16 protein-coding genes are annotated in these 19,197 nt (G+C 53.8%); 15 read left to right on the top strand and 1 reads right to left on the bottom strand.

Features of this window, described 5'->3' with window-relative positions:
• Positions 1 to 19: 19 nt before the first annotated feature.
• On the bottom strand, positions 20 to 1,288 hold the full coding sequence (locus tag BBDE_RS08950) for a hypothetical protein (RefSeq protein ID WP_003836803.1): 1,269 nt from the start codon (positions 1,286 to 1,288) through the stop codon (positions 20 to 22).
• A 397-nt stretch (positions 1,289 to 1,685) separates the two neighbouring features.
• Between BBDE_RS08950 and rfbB the strand changes: the two genes are divergently transcribed.
• The 15 genes from rfbB to BBDE_RS08875 all read left to right on the top strand — a co-directional run bounded on the left by rfbB (position 1,686) and on the right by BBDE_RS08875 (position 19,190).
• A complete protein-coding gene (gene rfbB, locus BBDE_RS08945) occupies positions 1,686 to 2,708 on the top strand; it encodes a dTDP-glucose 4,6-dehydratase (protein WP_003836804.1) in 1,023 nt (340 codons plus the stop codon).
• 93 nt (positions 2,709 to 2,801) lie between these two features.
• Positions 2,802 to 4,250, top strand: coding sequence for a sugar nucleotide-binding protein (locus BBDE_RS08940; protein ID WP_033489397.1), 1,449 nt, complete (start codon positions 2,802 to 2,804; stop codon positions 4,248 to 4,250).
• A gap of 45 nt (positions 4,251 to 4,295) precedes the next feature.
• Positions 4,296 to 5,204 carry a glucose-1-phosphate thymidylyltransferase RfbA gene (gene rfbA / locus BBDE_RS08935; protein ID WP_003838881.1) on the top strand — a complete coding sequence of 303 codons (909 nt, stop codon included), beginning with the start codon at positions 4,296 to 4,298 and terminating at the stop codon, positions 5,202 to 5,204.
• A gap of 55 nt (positions 5,205 to 5,259) precedes the next feature.
• The gene (locus BBDE_RS08930) at positions 5,260 to 6,750 is read left to right on the top strand and encodes a polysaccharide biosynthesis tyrosine autokinase (RefSeq protein ID WP_003838883.1); all 1,491 of its coding nucleotides are present in this window, start codon (positions 5,260 to 5,262) and stop codon (positions 6,748 to 6,750) included.
• 130 nt (positions 6,751 to 6,880) lie between these two features.
• Positions 6,881 to 8,233: an FIVAR domain-containing protein gene (locus tag BBDE_RS08925; RefSeq protein ID WP_003838885.1), complete on the top strand. Its 1,353-nt coding sequence runs from the start codon at positions 6,881 to 6,883 to the stop codon at positions 8,231 to 8,233.
• A 201-nt stretch (positions 8,234 to 8,434) separates the two neighbouring features.
• Positions 8,435 to 10,111, top strand: a complete 1,677-nt coding sequence (locus BBDE_RS08920) for a sugar transferase (RefSeq protein ID WP_003838887.1) — start codon at positions 8,435 to 8,437, stop codon at positions 10,109 to 10,111.
• Positions 10,112 to 10,241: 130 nt separating this feature from the next.
• Positions 10,242 to 10,652 (top strand): hypothetical protein, encoded by a 411-nt coding sequence (locus BBDE_RS08915; RefSeq protein WP_012902477.1) that lies wholly within the window; start codon positions 10,242 to 10,244, stop codon positions 10,650 to 10,652.
• A gap of 452 nt (positions 10,653 to 11,104) precedes the next feature.
• Positions 11,105 to 12,514: a polysaccharide biosynthesis tyrosine autokinase gene (locus BBDE_RS08910; RefSeq protein ID WP_012902475.1), complete on the top strand. Its 1,410-nt coding sequence runs from the start codon at positions 11,105 to 11,107 to the stop codon at positions 12,512 to 12,514.
• Between the two features lie 48 nt (positions 12,515 to 12,562).
• Positions 12,563 to 13,054, top strand: coding sequence for an acyltransferase (locus tag BBDE_RS08905; protein WP_003841039.1), 492 nt, complete (start codon positions 12,563 to 12,565; stop codon positions 13,052 to 13,054).
• Entirely contained in the window at positions 13,047 to 14,204 is a 1,158-nt protein-coding gene (locus BBDE_RS08900) for a glycosyltransferase family 1 protein (RefSeq protein WP_003838898.1), read from the top strand. Before BBDE_RS08905 ends, BBDE_RS08900 begins: the two co-directional genes overlap by 8 nt.
• Before the next feature lie 14 nt (positions 14,205 to 14,218).
• Complete coding sequence (locus tag BBDE_RS08895; protein ID WP_003838899.1) at positions 14,219 to 15,415, top strand: hypothetical protein; 1,197 nt, start codon at positions 14,219 to 14,221, stop codon at positions 15,413 to 15,415.
• A complete protein-coding gene (locus BBDE_RS08890; protein ID WP_012902474.1) occupies positions 15,415 to 16,515 on the top strand; it encodes a glycosyltransferase family 4 protein in 1,101 nt (366 codons plus the stop codon). The genes BBDE_RS08895 and BBDE_RS08890 overlap by 1 nt, the downstream gene beginning before the upstream one ends.
• The gene (locus tag BBDE_RS08885) at positions 16,515 to 17,498 is read left to right on the top strand and encodes a glycosyltransferase family 2 protein (RefSeq protein ID WP_003838902.1); all 984 of its coding nucleotides are present in this window, start codon (positions 16,515 to 16,517) and stop codon (positions 17,496 to 17,498) included. The genes BBDE_RS08890 and BBDE_RS08885 overlap by 1 nt, the downstream gene beginning before the upstream one ends.
• On the top strand, positions 17,495 to 18,484 hold the full coding sequence (locus tag BBDE_RS08880) for a glycosyltransferase (RefSeq protein ID WP_003838904.1): 990 nt from the start codon (positions 17,495 to 17,497) through the stop codon (positions 18,482 to 18,484). Before BBDE_RS08885 ends, BBDE_RS08880 begins: the two co-directional genes overlap by 4 nt.
• Positions 18,477 to 19,190 (top strand): glycosyltransferase family protein, encoded by a 714-nt coding sequence (locus BBDE_RS08875; protein WP_003838905.1) that lies wholly within the window; start codon positions 18,477 to 18,479, stop codon positions 19,188 to 19,190. The genes BBDE_RS08880 and BBDE_RS08875 overlap by 8 nt, the downstream gene beginning before the upstream one ends.
• Positions 19,191 to 19,197: the final 7 nt, after the last annotated feature.

Below are 19,197 nucleotides of genomic sequence, written 5' to 3'. Positions count from 1 at the left end.
GACCGGCCGTTCGGCTGTATCATCTCAGCTTTCGGCGGGAAATGGGAGCTCGGATGACAGCGACGATTGCGGTTGCGGACAAAAGAAGCGCGGCCGCAAAGATCATCGGGAGCGTGACGATGCCGGTTTTCGGCATGCTGCGGCTGATGGATTGTTGAGATGGAGCTGCGGGCGTCTCCCTAGGGGTTTCACTGGGTTCGGCTGGGGGAGTCGTTGGCTCCTTGGGTTCCTCAGGTTGAGCTGGTACTTCAACCGGCTTGATAATCACATTCACCTTGGCGGCGATATGGTCTTCCGTTGCGGTGCGCGACTGCATCTTTTCGGAGGTGATGCGTGCTGCGGTGATGTCGACATCCTGATTCGCTCCGGCGAATGCGGTACCGCCTTGCACCGCTTGCGCAGCCAAGCCGATCTGCTTATTAAGCGCCGCAAGCTGAACCTCATCGACATCAAGTCGGTAATCAGCCAGTGCATTCAATCTCGTACCGGTCTGTTCAAGCAAGCTGGAGGCGGTGAACTCGGGCGTATCCGCGCTCGCGGTCAGCTCGAGTTGCGGAATATCGCTGATGATTCGCAATGCAGTGGTTTCGTACATGCCGTTCTCTGCCTGAGCCAGACCAGTGGCAAGTTGCAGATATGAGGTTAGGTTCGATACGTCGGAAAACGATCCGTGCAGTATCTCCAGCGTATCCAATCCTGCGGGAAACGTTCCGTGAAACATGCCGCCGCCGATTTGTACGTATCCGAGATAATCGGCAGCACCGACGCGTTCGACAATCGTGGGCGCACTGAACGTGCCGTGCTCCAAGTAAGCTTCCGCCGTACCTTCGCTGTCTTCGCCGAATTGCATCAGTGTATGGCTGGACGTGAACGTACCGTTCTCGACGATCAGCGTGCCCCAGCACAGTATGGCCGACTCGGTGCCTCCGGCGACGGTGCCGGAGCCGGTTATGGTTAGCGTGGTATCGGCGGGAATGCTGATTGCGGGGCCACCGCTTGCCGCAAGCGTATGCCCGTCGAGATTCAGAATTGCGGTATCGGCATCATCGGGAAGCGTGAAATCGATGCTTTCGGTGACGTCCGTAAGCAATGTGATGGTCGAGTCGCCGTTGCCGACATGTTGGATTGCCGCCTGCAGGCTGGCATATGTGTTGCCGCCGACCTGTGCCACGGCTGATGGAGGAGCGTCGGCCCATGCGGCAGCCGTATGGCCAGGAAACAGCGCAAGGGTGCAACACAGCATCATGAACATGAAAAACATACGATTATTGGCGATTAATTGTTGCATGATTATTCTTTCTGTATGGCGCACGAAAATATGAATTCATGAATCAAATTCGTGCGTCGAATTGATGGTAATGTGCTCGCAAAAGCGAGAGAATGAAAAGGCAAGCACAGCGCTGTACTTGAATTAAGTATATCAAAAGATGGTTGACGGGGGATAATTACGGGGGTTTATATTTCTATTTTTTTCAGGAAAATAAACGTTTTTGAGAGTGGAGTGGTGATGGAGCAATTTAGATTAGGGTGAGAACTTCATTTCGTATCATTATCTGGCTATTTCTCTTATGAGAATACGTTTGGGTGGAATGAAATATCGCTTTTGATGGTTTGCGCGAAATATCACGTTGTTGAAAAAAGTACGGTAGGGTGGTGTGGGAATAGGACGCTGTAAAATCGGGGGCATGACAGAAGAGACCTTTACCCCTAGGAACATCATCGTGACCGGTGGCTGCGGCTTCATCGGATCGAACTTCGTACATTACGTGGTCAATAATCATCCGGATGTGCATGTCACCGTATTGGACAAGCTGACGTATGCAGGCAATCCTGAGAACATCGCCGGACTTCCGGAAGACCGCGTGGAGCTGGTCGTAGGAGATATCTGCGATGCGGATCTGCTGGATCGCATCGTGCCGGGGCACGACGCAATCGTGCATTATGCGGCGGAATCGCACAACGACAACTCCATCGCCGATCCCGAGCCGTTCCTGCACACCAATGTGGAGGGCACGTTCCGTCTGCTCGAAGCAGTACGTAAGTATGGCATCCGCTACCATCACGTGAGCACCGACGAGGTGTACGGCGATCTGGCGCTGGATGATCCGGCGAAGTTCACCGAGTCCACCCCATACCATCCGAGTTCGCCGTATTCGTCGACGAAGGCGGCATCCGACCTGCTGGTGCGTGCATGGACTCGCACGTACGGACTGCGCACGACCATTTCGAACTGCTCGAACAACTATGGTCCATACCAGCATGTTGAGAAGTTCATTCCGCGTCAGATTACGAACATTTTGGAAGGCATTCGCCCGAAGCTGTACGGCAAGGGTGAGAACGTGCGCGACTGGATCCACACCGAAGACCATTCCTCCGGCGTGTGGACGATTCTGACCAAGGGCCGTATTGGCGAAACGTATCTGATCGGTGCGAACGGCGAAAAGAACAACATCACCGTGTTGCGCATGATCCTGAAGATGATGGGGCAGAGTGAGGATGCGTTCGATTGGGTGAAGGACCGCCCGGGCCACGACCGTCGTTATGCGATCGATTCGACGAAGCTGCAGACGGAGTTGGGTTGGACCCCGACCCACACGGATTTTGAATCGGGACTCAAACAGACGATCGATTGGTACACCGAAAACCGCCAGTGGTGGGAGAAGACCAAGGCCGCGACCGAAGCGCGCTACAAGGCCCAAGGTCAGTGAGGCTTGGCAAGGATTGGGTGTCGGGGGTTCGAGTCCCTCATCGCCCAATCCGTCGTATCCGCATTCGAATGGTCTGATGGAGAGATGGGAAATATGGATTTTGAGAAGGAACTGAAGGTCACGGAGACGAACATTCCGGGCCTGCTGGTGTTTGATCTGCCTGTGCATGGAGACAATCGCGGTTGGTTCAAGGAGAACTGGCAGCGAGCGAAGATGCTGGAACTGGGCCTGCCGGATTTCGGACCGGTGCAGAACAACATTAGCTTCAACGCGAAGAAGGGCGTGACGCGAGGCATCCACGCCGAACCGTGGGACAAGTACATCTCCATCGCGACGGGCGAGATCTTCGGTGCGTGGGTGGACCTACGCCCAGGCGAAAGCTTCGGTCAGGTGTATACGACCCGATTGGATCCGTCGAAGGCGATCTACGTGCCGCGTGGCGTAGGCAACAGCTTTCAGGCCCTTGAAGACGGCACCGCGTATACGTATCTGGTGAACGCGCACTGGAGCCTGGAACAGAAGAAGACCTACACTTTCGTGAACCTCGCCGACCCGGAACTGAACATTCCGTGGCCGATCCCACTTGAGGAATCCGAACGAAGCGAAGCCGACCTGCATCATCCAATGCTTAAGGACGCCAAGCCCATGGCGCCGCGTCGCACGATGGTGACCGGTTGCAACGGCCAGCTCGGCCACGCAATCCGCGACTACGTGGAGACCCACGGTCTGCAAGGCTTTGAATTCAACGACATCGACACGTTCGACTTCTCCGACCCGACCCAATACGACCAGTTCGATTGGAGCCTGTACGGTACGATCATCAATGCCGGTGCCTACACGGCCGTGGACAAGGCCGAAACCGACGAAGGCCGACCCATCGCATGGAAGGCGAACGCGCAAGGACCGGCCCTGCTGGCCGGAATCGCCAAGGAACACAACATCACGCTCGTGCACGTAAGCTCGGACTACGTGTTCGACGGCGTCGAGAAGGAGCACAGCGAGACCGAGGCGTTCGCGCCGTTGGGTGTGTACGGGCAGACCAAGGCCGCCGGCGACATCGCCGTGGCGAACGTGCCTCGCCACTATATCGTACGCAGCTCGTGGGTGATCGGTGAAGGCCATAACTTCGTGAAGACCATGATGATGCTCTCCGATCGCGTGGCCGACCCGAACGACCAGCTCAATGAGGTGACCGTGGTGGACGATCAGTACGGCCGGCTCACCTTCACCACAGATATGGCCGAGGCGATTTTCCACCTGCTGGATACGAACGCCGAATATGGCACGTATAACCTGACCGGTTCCGGTGCGGTGAAGTCCTGGGCGGACATTGCCAAGGCGGTGTTCGATGAAACGAATGGCAACGGCGACAAGGTCAAGCCGATTTCGACCGACCAGTATTTCGCGAATGCGAAGAACCCGGTCAGTCCGCGCCCGACCAATTCGGCGCTGAACCTCGCGAAGATTGAACGGACCGGTCTGAACGTGCCGGATTGGGAAGAATCCCTGAAGGCATATGTCACCAAGGAACTGAAGAACTGAACCCGTCTCCTTCGTCGAAGGGACGCCATAGGTAAGGAGAAGTCAATGAAGGGCATCATTCTGGCGGGCGGATCCGGAACCCGTCTATACCCGTTGACCACGGTCACGTCGAAGCAGTTGCTGCCGGTGTATGACAAGCCGATGATCTACTACCCGCTCAGCGTGCTGATGATGGCCGGGATCCGTGACATCCTGATTATCTCCACGCCGAAGGATCTGCCGAACTTCGAAAAGCTGCTGGGCGACGGTTCGCATTATGGCGTGAACTTTTCCTACAAGGTGCAACCCAGCCCGGATGGCCTGGCGCAGGCATTCCTGCTGGGTGAAGAGTTCATCGACGGAGAACCGTGCGCGCTGGTACTGGGAGACAACATCTTCTACGGCAACGGTTTGGGCGCCACGCTGCGCGGTGCGGTACGCAAGGCGGAGTCCGGCGAGGGCGCAAGTGTATTCGGCTATTATGTGGACGATCCGGAACGTTACGGCGTAGTTGAGTTTGACGAGAACAAGAAGGCCATCTCGATCGAAGAGAAGCCGGCCAGGCCGAAATCGCATTACGCGGTGACGGGCCTGTACTTCTACGACGAACGTGTGGTCGATTTCGCCAAGCAGGTCAAGCCGAGTCCGCGTGGCGAACTGGAGATTACAGACCTCAACCGCATGTATCTCGATGCGGGCGCGTTGAACGTGCGTACGCTGGGCCGCGGGTATGCGTGGCTGGATACGGGCACGATGGATTCGCTGTTCGAGGCGGGTGAGTTCGTGCGTACCGTGCAGCATGCGCAGGGCCTGCCAATCGCCATTGTCGAGGAGATTGCCTACGAGAACGGGTGGATTAGTCGTGGGCAGCTTGTGGAATCTGCCGAACGGTACGGTAAAAGCCCGTACGGCCAGCACTTGCAGGGTATTGCCGACGGTGAGATCATGCTCGTGCCCAACACCGACAAGCGGTGACTTCACCCCCTGTGAGGGGACATTCTAAAATAGGCTTTTGATTTGCACACATGAGATGGAGAATCCAGTGATTTCTGCAGAGAACACTAACGCTCAGCAGGTTGTCGTGCCGCAAGGGGCATCTGAAGAGACGGATAACGGCATCACCCTTATGGGTCTGCTGACAATCATTCGTAAGCATATCGTCACTGCGATTATCGCATTCGTGGTGGTAGTCGCTGGTGTGAGCATCTACACCTTCCTGGCTCCGCCGAAATACACGGCGACGGCTCAGACCATGGCTACCTATAACGCCTCGCAGGAAGGCGCCGACATCAGCCAACAGAGCACCGGCGGCAGCTATATTTCCAATCAGATCACTTCATATCCGACGCTGGCCACCACCGAAAAGGTGCTCAAGCCCGTTATCAACGAGCTCGGTCTTGATGAGACCGTTGCGGAACTGGCCGGTCAACTGACCGTCACCAACCCCACCAATACGGCGTTCGTAAATATCTCAGCAGTGGACGGCGATCCGAAGCAGGCCGCCGACATCGCCAACGCGGTGGCCGAATCCCTGCAGGACGTCATCCAGAACGATTTGTACTCCACCTCCGACAAGTCGCCGGTGAAGATGTCCATCGTGCAGAAGGCCCAGACGCCGACCTCGAAGAGTTCGCCGAAGACCGCGCTGTATCTTGCCGTCGGTGTGGTTTTGGGCATTATCGTGGGTGTATTCGCCGCACTGATCAAGGATTTGCTGAACACCAAGGTCGAGGATGCTTCCGACGTGCGTGGCGTGGTTGGTTCGTCCGCATTGGGCTCCGTGCCGCAGGATGAATCTCTTACCGAAAAGCGTCCGGTCATCGTATCGCAGCCGAACGGTGCCATTGCCGAGGAATTCCGCCGCATCCACACGAATATCGAATTCCTGCAGACCGACAAGACCAGTGGCGTCGGGCAACTGATCGTCATCACCTCCACGTCGCCGTCCGAAGGCAAGACCACCACTGCCATCAACACTGCGGCCGCTCTGGCCGAAGATGGCGCGAAGGTGCTGCTCATCGACGCCGATCTACGTCACCCATCCGTGGCCCATCATCTTGGACTCGAAGGCACTGCCGGACTGGCGCACGTGCTTTCCGGCCAGATGACCCCGAAGGATGTGGTGCAGAACTATTGGAAGCAGAGCTTGCACATTCTGCCTGCGGGTAAGCGCCCGGCCAATGCTGGTGTGTTGCTGGGTTCCGAAACCATGAAGCTTATGGTGGAGCAGGCACTCACCCAGTATGACTATGTGGTTATCGATACCGCCCCGCTGAGCGTATCCAACGATGGTGCCGTATTCGGTCGTTGGGCCAAAGGCTTGGTGCTCGTCACCGGTCGTGGTGTGTGCGAGAAGAAGGAGTTGCAGGAGGTCGCCGATACGCTTCATACTGCTGAAGTGCCGGTGCTCGGCTTCATCTTCAACTTCGCCGACCCGAAGAAGGTCCACTCGCATTCGAATTATTACTACTATTACGAAGACGGGGCGCCTCGCAGTACCCATAAGGGCAAGAGGCACTGATTGCCGTTGTTGCGGCTCCCGTCGATTGGCGGGAGCCCTTTCATATGCGTTCTGGCATATTGTGAGCAACGGAATATAAACTAGTGACTTAAGAGCCGGTATCGGCAGATGCATACGGAATTGAGGATGTATGGGTAACGACGAGCATGACTCCAAGCCTGTTGAAGGTGCGTTGGCCAGCCGCTCCCGTGATATCGTCGATACGTTCTGGGATATTCCGCCGCTGAGCTTCTCCGAGTCGGAATTCGCCACTGAGGAGCCGCTTTCCGAGAGTGGACGGGTCATCTCTTCCATGGGCAAAGCCGAACTTGACGCGGAGACCGAGAACGCCGCACCTGTGACGACCGTCACGGCACCTGCCGTCGAAACTCCGGTTGTGACTACCAAGGTCACGGATGTCGCTGAAACCATGCCGTTGGCGGATTCATCCATTCCGCTGGCGTTCGATGTGCCGTCCTCCGACAACGCTGCAGATGCCGCAGCCAAGACGGCTGGCTCCATCGAAGACATTTCCAACGACCCTGAACATGATCCGCTGAAACTCGTTCCAATCCTGCCTAAACAGCCATCGAATGCCAAAAAGATCATCATAGGAGTAATTGCGGCGATCATTACGGTGGCGGTGATTATCGGTCTGATTCTGACATGGCATAATCGTCAGACCTCACAGGAACGTCGCGCTGCCGTCACGACATGCGAACGAGCCAAAAACAAGTACGATTCCGCCAATACAAGTATGGCCGCTGCACTGAAGAAGGCGACCGCATTGCAGAGCACCACCGCCAATCAAGTGATGGACGCGCAGACGTTGACGAAGCTCAACGATGCGATCATTAAAGCGCAAAACGTGAAGACCATAGGCGGATGCGAAGCATCACAGTCCGATTCAGTGCTACGTCAGCATGCCCGCTCAATGAGCAAACAGATCAGTGGCATCAAGGAGACCACCAAAGCGCTGACTTCGGCGACCACGGCCGTGGCTGACAGCAAGGCGGCCAAAACGAAGCAGGACGCCATCGATCAAGCACGTAAGAATCTGCAGGACGCCATCGATGCCGCGCAGAAGCTACTGGATGGCAGCCTGTACAAGGTGGCCGACAATTCCACACGCGTGGCGCTGGAAAACGCCATCGACACCGCACAGGCGCTGATTGACGGCAACAGCACGGACACTAAGGCCATGCAGGACGCCGTCAGCGGCATAACCTCCGCTTCCGACAGTGTGAACGCCTCCATTGACGCGCAAAACCAGGCCAACACCAATACGAACGGCAACACGAACACCTACAGACGTGGCGCCACCACAACCGTACCTGAACCGTCGGCCTCCACCGAATCCGAATCGCCTTCGCAAAGTGCCACCGAAACACCGAAGGATGACGGTAGTTCGTCGACGACTCCTGTGGATCCGTCTCCAAGCCCCACCACACCATCGAGCTCAGGTACGTCCAACGACACCTCTGAATCCGACACTTCGGATTAAGGTGAATGAATTCCGACTGCCTCCCTTTTTGCTCGATACATAGTCGCACACCACCGACTTCAGGGGGGTATTTTTCTTGCAGGATTGTTGTGTTTCCTTAGATGATGCACCCGTATACCGTTGAGGCACCCGATTTCAGGGGACCTATGTGATACTGTGATATCAGCCGTTCGATGAATGAGGCGAAGAGAAGAGGACCGTATGCCCATGCAGGGTGAGGCAATCGAATTCGACGAGCATGCCCGTACGCAGGAGATTCATATGATTTCCTCGCATACGAACCGTCAGACATATGCAAAAACTCAGAATCAGGCATATTCCGGCCAACCTTCCACGTCTTTCGAACCAATGACCTTCTCCAATACGCCGTTCCCGACCGGAGACAAGGGTGGTATGCGGAGTCGGAGGGCACGCAACGCGGATCGGCGCCCACGATGGCGATATGCTTTCGTAAGTTGCATGGTCGTCCTCGACATCGCGGTGATGCTGCTGTCGCTGCTGATCAGCCTGCTGGTCAACGGTGAAGCATACGTCACCATCGTACGATCCATGCCGTTCGGGCTGTTCCTGTTCTGCTTCAGCTTGATTTGGGTGCTGTGCCTGGCACTTGCCGGCACGTACCATCGACATCTCATGGCGGATGGTTATGAACTGTATGCGAAGATCATCAATGCTTCGCTGCTCACCGTCCTGTTGTACTGCAGCCTGTCGTTCACACTCAATCTCGACCTGCCCCGTACCGCACTGATCACAGCACCGGTCATCGCGTTCTTTCTGGCGGTGATTGAACGTTGGCAGATGCGTATGAGCCTGCATCGCAACCGTCGGAACGGACGGTGCAAATACAAGACCGTGCTGGTCGGATCATCCGTCGGCATCAATACCGCCCTGCGCACCATGGCCGACTATTCCAATTGGGGCTATGAACCGATCGCAGTCTGCCCGATCGAAGCGGATCTGCATGAACCCGACGCCTACGTGGTCACCTCATTCGTACCGGATCCCAACATTCCCGGTGCCGACAAACTCAAGGTAATCCCGTTCAATTCGGCATTTCCGCGCACTTGCGAAAGCCTTGGTGCTCAGGAGGTGTACATAGCCGATGTGTTGTCGCGCGATTCCGAAATGCTGCATGGCATGTCCCTGGCCATCGAATCCTTGGGCATGGAATTGGCGTTGTCCGTATCGTTGGCCGACATCAGCGGCCATCGCCTGTACCTGCGTAACACCACGGAACAGCCCGTGCTGCTGGCCAGTCTGCCGCAATACACCAACTCCGCGTATGCGGTCAAACGCGTACTTGATATCGTTTGCTCGGCGCTTGCGCTGATCGTATTCTCTCCGTTGCTGTTGGGTGTGGCCATTGCCATCAAATTGGATGATGGTGGTCCGGTGTTCTTCTCACAGACGCGTATCGGATTGCATGGCCGCCCATTCAAAATGTATAAGTTCCGTTCCATGGTTACCAATGCCGAGGAGTTGAAGAAGAAACTCGCAGAGGAAAGTGGCCAGTCCGATCGTTTTATTTTCAAGATGAAAGACGATCCGCGCATTACCAAAATCGGTCATTTTATTCGAAAGACCTCACTGGATGAATTCCCGCAATTCTTCAACGTCTTGAAAGGTGACATGTCGCTGGTAGGGCCGCGCCCAGCACTGCCTGAGGAAGTGGCGCGGTACGGGTCATTATATTCGGCGCGACTGTTGGTCAAGCCCGGCATCACCGGACCGTGGCAGGTTTCCGGACGCTCCGATCTTTCCCAGGAGCAAAGTGAATATTTGGATGTTTCCTATATCGAAAATTGGTCCATTACTGGCGATTTGGCCATTCTTGCGAAAACAGTTTTAGTGGTATTCCGTGGAACGGGATCATATTAAATTCAAAAAATAATCCTATTCGAATTTGAATTACCGTTATTAAGCAGTACACTTATTAATAAATTTGTTTAAAACTGTTTTCGAATAGGAGTAAAGCATGTCGGTATTACAGGGTTTTGAGGAAGTTAATATGACTGCGCCGCGTGGCAAGCTCTCCATGTTGGTTACCAAGGATGTGGTGCGTTTCAACAAGGCGACCGCGATCGCACTCGGATATCCGGCGTATGTCAAGGTGCTGATCAACGACAAGACCAAGCAGTTTGCCGTCAAACCATGCAAGCAGTCCGATGCCAATGCCGTGAAGTTCAGCAAGCCGGAAGGCAAGCAGACCGCCTCCGTGAACATCAAGGATGTCATGGTTCTCGACTCCGTGTTGAAGTATTTCAAGCTTGATGAGCCTCAGGACGGACAGGTGACGTTCCAGTCCATGCAGGGAACCTTCTATCCGGAAGAGCGTGTGGCGATGTTCTCCGTGGCTGACGCCAAAGCGGGTGTGATGAAGAAGCGCGGCCGCAAGAAGTCCGAATCGGAAGAAGCCTGATGCTCGATTCCGCTGTCTGATCATCTGACAGACGAGGCGTTTTTTGGTGATGGAGCCTTACCGGATTGAACCGTGTCCAGGTAAGGCTCCATTGCTAAACGCGTGTTTAAACCTAGTTATCTCTTCCATCGCAATTCTGCTGTCATCTCTCATGACCGGTCCATGGCAGGTGTCTGGCCGTTCCGATCTGAGTACTACGGAGTCCGAGGCGTTGGATATGAGTTACGTGTGGAACTGGTCCGTGCTGGGCAACATGGCACTGCCGTTCGGTACCGTCGGTGCAGCACTCGGTCGTAAGGGTGCATGCTGAATTGGTATGAGAGGGGGTTTATCCGATTTTTAAATAGGGGTCTGTTCTTGTCAGAGTGGCCGGTAAGATAGCCTACGAAAGACTGAGCGTTTCTCGGCAAGTGGGGTGGAGTGCCCGCTTCAGTGTGAGAATGAGAGGGAACATGACTATATCGGACGTGCTGAGAGCCATCAAGAAGCACTGGATCGTGGAAATTGTGCTGTTCTGCGCGGTGGTGGGCGTTGTCGCGGGAAAAACATTCACGACCACGCCGGTGTATACGGCGAGCACCGAGATACTGGCACAGTATAGTTCCGCATTGTCCAGCGGAGATACGGCTACTTCGAACCAGCAGTATTCGAATGGGACGTCTCCGACCAGCCTGTACCCGAATCTTGTACAGTCCGATGAAGTATTGCAAGCCACCATAGACAATCTGGGACTCCACACCACGCCATCAGCTTTGCGCCCCAACGTTTCGGCAGTGTCTAACGACGCTTCGTCCATTATCTATATCTATGCTACGGATTCCGATCCGAAACAAACCGTGCGTATTGTCGATGAGCTGGTGAAGCAGCTGAAAAAACAAGCTGATGCGATGGCTGGCGTCAGCACTAACGTCTCCTTCGCTGTTATCCAAGCCCCGGTGGAACCTACCTCCGCTTCTTCTCCGAACGTGAAAGCGAACCTTGCCATCGGTATTGTTGCGGGTGCCATCATCGCGATGTTGGGTGCTGTCATCCGTGAGATGTTCGATAAAGGCATTAATGATGTTGCCGATGTGCAGTCCATCGTTCGTGATCCGATGCTCGCTTCCGTGCCAAGAACACACACGGTGTCCGATGGCGTTCCTGCTGTTATTGCCAAGCCTCGTGGACGTGCGGCAGAGGAAATCCGTCGTCTGACTACAAACATCTCTTTTGTCACTCCGAAAGATTTGAAGCAGCCGAACGTTATCATCGTTACCTCCGCCAACCCCCGTGAGGGTAAGACGACGGTGTCGGTGAACATGGCTGTCTCGTTCGCTGAAAAAGGCAAGAGTGTGCTGCTTATTGATGCTGATGTGCGTCATCCCTCCGTGGCTCCGGCCTTGGGCATGAACAGTGGCGTCGGTCTGGTTTCGTTGCTGGCCGGCGAAGTTTCCGCCAAAGAAGCCATCCAGCCATATTGGAAATCCTTCCTGCATGTGTTGCCTGCCGAAGAACAGAAGACACCGTCTGGCATTATTTTGGGGTCTGATGTCATGCGCCAGCTCATTGATCAGGCCGCTGAACGTTATGACTACGTAATCATCGATACTGCTCCTATGACCGTGGCCAACGATGCAGCCGTATTTGCGGAACAGGGTGGTGTACTGCTGTTGGTCGTGGGGCAGGGCGTTGCACAGAAGAAGGCATTGCGTGAAGTGGTGAAGGAATTCCGCATGTCCAAGACCGCTATTCGTGGTGTGGTGTTGAATATGGTCTCTGTGAACAACGCCGGCCGTTCCAGCTATTACTACTACGAAGACCACGAAGACGGCTCCTCCTCTAGGAAGAAGTCCAAGTCACGTGCCGCTCGCTCCAAGAAGTAAGCAACGGCTTACGTAACTGGTTCATGTCTGCATAGTAAGGGGACTCCGATGGTAGTGGTGAAGCTGTGGTACCGGTTTACCGGAGTGCTGCTGAAGTCTCTCTATAAGGTTATCTACGGCAAATCTGTCCACTGGGGCAAATCGTTGCATTTCCGCAAGGGGTTGCAGTTGACTGCCGAGATGGGTGGCACCATTACCATCGGAGACAATGTTTTCTTCAACAACGATTGCGCGGTGCATGCCATCAAGGAGGTTAGGATCGGCAGCGAAACGATTTTCGGGGAGAACGTACGTGTGTACGATCACAATCATCGTTTTGCCGACGAGAAGGAAGCCATCAAAGGCCAAGGCTATTCCACGGCGTCGGTGGTAATCGGCGAGCATTGCTGGATCGGCAGCAATGTGACGATTCTCAAAGGCGCCACCATCGGAGACAACTGCGTGATTGGCGCCGGATGCGTGATAGCCGAGAACATTCCTTCCAATACCGTGGTCCGCTTGGAACAGCAGCTGCTCAAAGAAGAGGTCCGCCATGACTGAGCATGCTCCGCTTCGGGTGCTGGTGCTTGACACGGTGATGGATCGTGGCGGCGCCGAAACTATGATGATGAATTATCTGCGCCATTTCGACCGTAGCAAAGTCACCTACGATTTTCTGGTGAACCGCGATTACCGTGCGGCATACGAGGATGAAATCGAGGCGCTTGGCGGACGCATCTACCGCATGTGCCCAATGTACCCGCAGTATTTCGGACGGTACAAGCGTGAATTCCGCAACTTCCTCGAGCAGCACACGGAATATCGGATCATTCATTCGAATCTTGAGGAACGTAGCTACTTCCCGTTACGGATCGCGGCTGAAAAAGGCATTCCGGTACGTATCGCACATGCGCATAATCGCCCGGTCGGTTTCAATCTGAAATCCATTTTCCGAGAATACTTCCGTATGCGTCTGCCGAAGTATGTGACGCACATGTTTGCATGCGGAACCGAAGCGGGAGACTGGCTGTACGGTGAGAAGAACCGTGACAGGGTGATTCAGCAACGTAACGCCATCGACACGTCGGCCTACCGATACGATGCTGCCATCGCAACGCAGGTGCGTGAGGAGTTTGGCGTCACCGATTCGGGTACTTTCGTGCTCGGCCATGTAGGGCGTTTCTTCCCGCAAAAGAACCATACATTTCTGATTGACATCTTCGCAGAGGTGCATAAGCGTCATCCGAACAGTGTGCTGTGGCTCGTAGGCGGCGGAGAGCTGAACGACGCATTGAAAAACCAAATTAAAGCCAAGGTTGACGATTTCGGCTTGTCTGATGCCGTGGGGTTCCTTGGCGTGCGCGGCGATGTAAACCGACTGTTGCAAGGTATGGATTCCTTTATCTTGCCAAGCCTGTATGAGGGCTTGCCGGTGACCATGATCGAGGCACAGGCGTCCGGCTTGCCGTGCACTATTTCCGATCGTGTGCCCGAACAGTGCGATGTGACGGGGAATGTGCAGATTATCGGGTTGAATGCCACTCCTGCGGAATGGGCCAAACGGATTCTGGACCAGTATGCCGAATACGCCGGAACCAATCGCACGGAAGGCGCGGGCAAGGTGACCAAGGCGGGGTTCGACATCAAGGCCAACGCGGAATGGTTGCAAAGGTTCTATGTGGACGCGTTGGCCGAATCCACACGTGTTTGAGGTGATTACGATTCATGAGCAATGAGCTTGGACTTGGGAACAAAGGCAGCTGGTGGGAGAGCCGTAACAAGAATGCTGTTCTGGTTCTCACTTTCGTTGTGATGCTGGCAGCCAAGCTGCTGACCATGATGCTTCCGGCAAAATACTTCTACGATAATAACCGCATCGTCGGCATGGTCAATGAAGATATGAGAGTAAAGGCTTGGTCCGGTAGCTATATTGTCGCGGCGAACTTCTTCAAGGCCATCAACATCTTTGGTTTCACCTCCATCAGCCAGTGGAGTTGGTTCCTAGGAATGTTGCTGACCGTAATCGTGTTTTTCATGGTGCTCAGGCTTCCCGAACCCGACATGGTGCAAGCCATCTTTTTGCTGGCCTGCATCGGCCTATTGAATATTTACGTGTTCAGCATCGGTAAGGATGTTATTCAATTCCTGTTCTTCATGGCGGTCTATCTGGTGTTACTGATGCCGATTGAAAGTTCTACCATGAAGATTGCTTTTGCAACGGTAATCCTGTATTTCGAGAGCAAGGTATTCCGTTCCTACTATGTGCTGATTGCCGCGCTTGTGCTTGCCATTTACTGCATTTTGACGATGTTCCGCAAGAATCATAAGTTTCCTCCTGCGGTCAAGATCATCATCACGACGGTGACGATGTATGCGCTGGTGTGCGTGATGATGGTGGTGACTAGTGTGGCCATGCACGACGAGTATGAGCAGATCATGGGCATCCGCGACTACAGCCTGAACGGTCGAGAAGATGACGTCGACAGCGTCACCATCATCAAGAACTGGGTTGGTGGAGACAATTCCTCGAATCTGCCATTGTTCCTGCTGAATTATCTGATTAATGCGATTCGCATGATGATTCCATTTGAACTGGCAGTAAAAGGCATACAATATATACCGTTCTTCTGTTTCCAGGTCGCTGTGACCGTATATCTGGTGCATCTGTTCGGCAAACTTGACGAGATTGAAGATGAGACGCAATTTCTGGCCATTTCGATTTTCCTAGGCTATGTGCTTGCGTCCGTGTTATTCGAACCGGATTTTGGCTCGTGGGTTCGTCATGAGGCGGCTACCTTCCCAGTGTTGCAATTGCTGGTATTTTCCCAGAATCAGCGCTTGTCCCAATGGAGACAGGACATCAGTAAGATTAAGGGACGCATTGGCAGACATGCGAATGTGGCTGGAAAGATGGAGGCCTGATGCATATTGGGTTTTTCTCCGGCGACATCACCCGATCAGGTGGCACGGAAAACGTGTCCATCATGATTGCCAACGAGCTTTTGGCACGGACCGATTACGAGATTTCGTTCGTTAGCTTGTTCGAGGAGCACGATAGTCCGTTTTTCTCGATTGATCCGAGTATCCGTCGATTTGAGCTGTATCCGACAGTCACGCATGGCATGCAACACTATTTCGATACCTGCAGACGATTGCGGAACATTGTTGATAACCAGCATATCGATGTGTTGATTGACATTGACGGTATCTTGGATATGTACTCATTACCGGTCAAGCATAGTACCGGCGTGAAGGTGGTGTCATGGGAACACTTCAATTACCTACAGAATCCCGGAGTGCCTTACCGTAAGCTGACCCGCCGTTGGGCGGCACGACGTGCGGATGCCATCGTGACATTGACCGAAACCGACAGAAAGCTTTATGAAGGCAACCTCAAGCTGAAATGTCCGATCATGGCGATTGCGAATCCTATGGGAACCCCTACCGAGGTTTCCTATGATGCTGACTCCCGCCTGATCCTCAGCTCCGGACGGCTGACCTACCAGAAAGGCTTCGATTTGCTGGTCAAGGTTGCGAGCAAGGTTTTGCCGAATCATCCAGATTGGCAGTGGATGGTTCTCGGAGAAGGCGAGGATAGGCCCGTCCTAGAGCAAATGATTCACGATGCGAGCTTGGATAACCAGCTGGTTCTTGAGGGACGGGTTGACGACATGGACTCATATTACCGACGGTCTGCCATGTTCGTGATGACATCCCGTTTTGAAGGATTGCCGATGGTACTGCTTGAGGCCAAGGCGCATCGTCTGCCGCTGATAAGTTTCGATTGTCCAACAGGCCCATCGGAAGTCATTGAAGATGGAGTCAACGGTGCGGTCGTGCCGTTGGGGGACATTGACACCATGGCTGCAACCATCAACACACTGATTGATGACAGGGCCAAGCGTGTCGAATATTCATCTATGAGCGGCAGTAATGCCGAACGATATGATATGGCGACGATTTTTGATGGCTGGCGATGGCTGTTGCGTTCATTTGATTCGAGTGGAACGAGGGCTGACTGATGACGAGCCAGACAGTGGTATCTGTGGTAATTCCCGTGTACGGAGTGGAATCCTATCTTGACCGTTGCATACGAAGTGTTGTGGGACAGGATCACGAACGATTGGACATTGTTTTAGTGGACGATGGCTCACCGGATGACTGTCCCCAGATGTGTGACGAGTGGGCGGCGCGTGATTCCCGCATTCGTGTGGTACATAAAAAGAACGGTGGTCTGGCATCGGCAAGGAATGCCGGACTGGACGTCATCGCTGGCGACATGGTCACATTCGTGGATAGCGATGACTATGTGGAGTCGAACTATGTATCCGAACTGCTGCATTGGCACGAGCAAAGCGGCGCGGATATAGTGATGTGCTCATGCATGCACGATTTAGAGGATGGCAGTATAGTCACCGATGCAAGATGCACACCCGAAGGAATCATGACCAGTGAAGAGGCCATGATTCAGTTCCTATATCATCTGTCGTTGGCCGGGCCGGTATGGGGCAAAATGTTCGATGCTCGTTTTTTCAAAAGTGAGCATGGTGTTCGCTTCCATGAAGGATTGAATAGTGAGGACTATTATGTGCTTGCGCAAGTTTTCTTGCAGATGAATAAGATCTTCGTGCGGATGGAACCGCTGTATCATTACCGCATCCGGCAAGGCTCCATCGTGCATATGAACTCGTTTAATGACCATTCATGTGATGAAATCCAGATTGCCGATCTATGCTGTGACTACCTAGCCCGGCATGGCTACCATAACCAGAGTGCTCTGAATTACTTTCGCTTGCAGAGTCGTGCCGATGTACTGTTCAACATCTTTCAGAGTGATACCCCGCATGAGATATATCGGCGGATTGCGCGTGACATGAGACGTTACCTCTGGCCGACATTGCACGACGGAACAGTCCCAGTCTCAAGAAAAGTTAGACTTACGCTGTTGTCCTTGGCTCCTAGGGCGTACCATATGCTGCAGCGAGTGGTTGGAGATCGTTCATGAATACGGGCACTCCTTTGGTCAGCATTATCGTGCCTGTATATAACACTGGTAACTATCTGAATGTCTGCGTCAACAGCCTGTTACGGCAGACATATGCCAACATTCAAGTAATTCTGGTAGATGATGGTTCCACCGACGGTAGTGCCGACTTATGCGATGCGTGGGCCGACAAGGACTCCCGCGTCATGGTGATTCACCAAGCCAATGGTGGTGTTTCCACGGCGAGGAATGCCGGTCTTGATGCGGCAGAAGGAGACTGGCTGGAATTTGTGGATTCGGATGACTGGCTCGAAAGAGAGGCCATCGAAGGATTGCTCGGGTTGGTTCAAAGTGAGCATGCGCAGATGGCTATTTTCAATTATCGGAGCGTACTGGACGAAGATACCCCCTACACCGTTTGTGAAAAAACGTCTGACTATCGAATCTCTTCCGGTGTGCTCTCACGAAAAGACGCATTGGACGTCATTCTCGCATACTCCGGAGTGAAGGGGTATGCGTGGAACAAATTTTTCTCACGTGAGCTGATAGAGCGGCAAAATCTTCGGTTTGATTCGAAAATCACCATGTGTGAGGATCTGCTGTTCAGCGTGGAGTACGCGTTGTTGTCAACGGTGACGGTGGGCACCGACCGTTGTTTGTACAATTACCGGAATAATCCCAATTCCGCTTCTCATAAGTTGGATCTGGAATCAGTGGCAACATGTTTGGAAGCGCACAAACGCATGGTGTCTATTGTTCCAAGGGAGTCGAAGTCTTCGGTACTGGCGTCATATGCCATTCTGGCGGAGGAACTTCTGTTACGTACTTACGCTAATGACGATGCGACGCATCGTGACGAATATCTGGCGATTCTGCGCAAATACTGGTGGCACGCGTTGAAGCGACTGCGGCCGTCTCGTTATTGGATGCGTATTCTTGGCGGAGTCTTTTGCCCTTCATTGTTTTACCCTATCTGGAATCATGAGAAGGGGAAACATTATGCTTGATGCATCTCGTACACGCATTGTTGTTTTGTGCGGTCTCGGCGACGGCGGCATGGAAATCGCTCTGGTCCGTCTGTTGCGTGCGTTGGATTACGGTCGAGCCTCCGTAACATTGTTGACGGCTGAACGCAAAGGTCCCCTGCTGAAGATGATCCCTGACCAGGTTACAGTTCGACACTGCAGTTTCACCTCGAATTTCGCTTATGCCATCGGTCTTAACGATTTCTCCGACTGCAGTGCGATGCAACGCGTTCTGTATCGATTCGGACGCAAGCTTCTGACTCTCTGCAGCAACGGAAAGCGCAATCTGGTATATGACTACGCAATCTCCCATGTCGTCGATTTACCGAAGGAACATTTCGATGCCGTGCTCGATTTTCGAGGCTACGGATCACTGACCACCACTATCGGAACCCGCTTGGATGCCGACTTCCGTGCAACATGGATGCATGACGAGCGTATGGAATGGTTGCCATTGGCCATGCCGTACCTGAGCGGATATGACAAGGTGTTCTGCGTTTCGGCATCGGTGAAACGTAGATTCGATGAACTGGCTCCCGCGTACGCAGCCAAGGCCGAAGTGCTGTATAACGTGCTGGACGTGGATGATATCAGGCGCAAAGCGTCTCAGCCACTACTTGACGATTTCACCCAACATGCGAACAAAATCGTCACACTGGGAAGGTTACTCCCCCAAAAGGGTATTTGACATAGCG

The organism is Bifidobacterium dentium JCM 1195 = DSM 20436 (assembly GCF_001042595.1).
Lineage (GTDB): Bacteria > Actinomycetota > Actinomycetes > Actinomycetales > Bifidobacteriaceae > Bifidobacterium > Bifidobacterium dentium.
The sequence above is the reverse complement of the archived record's forward strand: the minus strand, read 5'-3'. Positions and strand labels throughout refer to the sequence as shown.

Coding starts and splice junctions, on each gene's coding strand:
- BBDE_RS08950 (WP_003836803.1), bottom strand. CDS start 1,288: ATGCAACAATTAATCGCCAATAATCGTATGTTTTTCATGTTCATGATG.
- rfbB (WP_003836804.1), top strand. CDS start 1,686: ATGACAGAAGAGACCTTTACCCCTAGGAACATCATCGTGACCGGTGGC.
- BBDE_RS08940 (WP_033489397.1), top strand. CDS start 2,802: ATGGATTTTGAGAAGGAACTGAAGGTCACGGAGACGAACATTCCGGGC.
- rfbA (WP_003838881.1), top strand. CDS start 4,296: ATGAAGGGCATCATTCTGGCGGGCGGATCCGGAACCCGTCTATACCCG.
- BBDE_RS08930 (WP_003838883.1), top strand. CDS start 5,260: ATGGAGAATCCAGTGATTTCTGCAGAGAACACTAACGCTCAGCAGGTT.
- BBDE_RS08925 (WP_003838885.1), top strand. CDS start 6,881: ATGGGTAACGACGAGCATGACTCCAAGCCTGTTGAAGGTGCGTTGGCC.
- BBDE_RS08920 (WP_003838887.1), top strand. CDS start 8,435: ATGCCCATGCAGGGTGAGGCAATCGAATTCGACGAGCATGCCCGTACG.
- BBDE_RS08915 (WP_012902477.1), top strand. CDS start 10,242: ATGACTGCGCCGCGTGGCAAGCTCTCCATGTTGGTTACCAAGGATGTG.
- BBDE_RS08910 (WP_012902475.1), top strand. CDS start 11,105: ATGACTATATCGGACGTGCTGAGAGCCATCAAGAAGCACTGGATCGTG.
- BBDE_RS08905 (WP_003841039.1), top strand. CDS start 12,563: ATGGTAGTGGTGAAGCTGTGGTACCGGTTTACCGGAGTGCTGCTGAAG.
- BBDE_RS08900 (WP_003838898.1), top strand. CDS start 13,047: ATGACTGAGCATGCTCCGCTTCGGGTGCTGGTGCTTGACACGGTGATG.
- BBDE_RS08895 (WP_003838899.1), top strand. CDS start 14,219: ATGAGCAATGAGCTTGGACTTGGGAACAAAGGCAGCTGGTGGGAGAGC.
- BBDE_RS08890 (WP_012902474.1), top strand. CDS start 15,415: ATGCATATTGGGTTTTTCTCCGGCGACATCACCCGATCAGGTGGCACG.
- BBDE_RS08885 (WP_003838902.1), top strand. CDS start 16,515: ATGACGAGCCAGACAGTGGTATCTGTGGTAATTCCCGTGTACGGAGTG.
- BBDE_RS08880 (WP_003838904.1), top strand. CDS start 17,495: ATGAATACGGGCACTCCTTTGGTCAGCATTATCGTGCCTGTATATAAC.
- BBDE_RS08875 (WP_003838905.1), top strand. CDS start 18,477: ATGCTTGATGCATCTCGTACACGCATTGTTGTTTTGTGCGGTCTCGGC.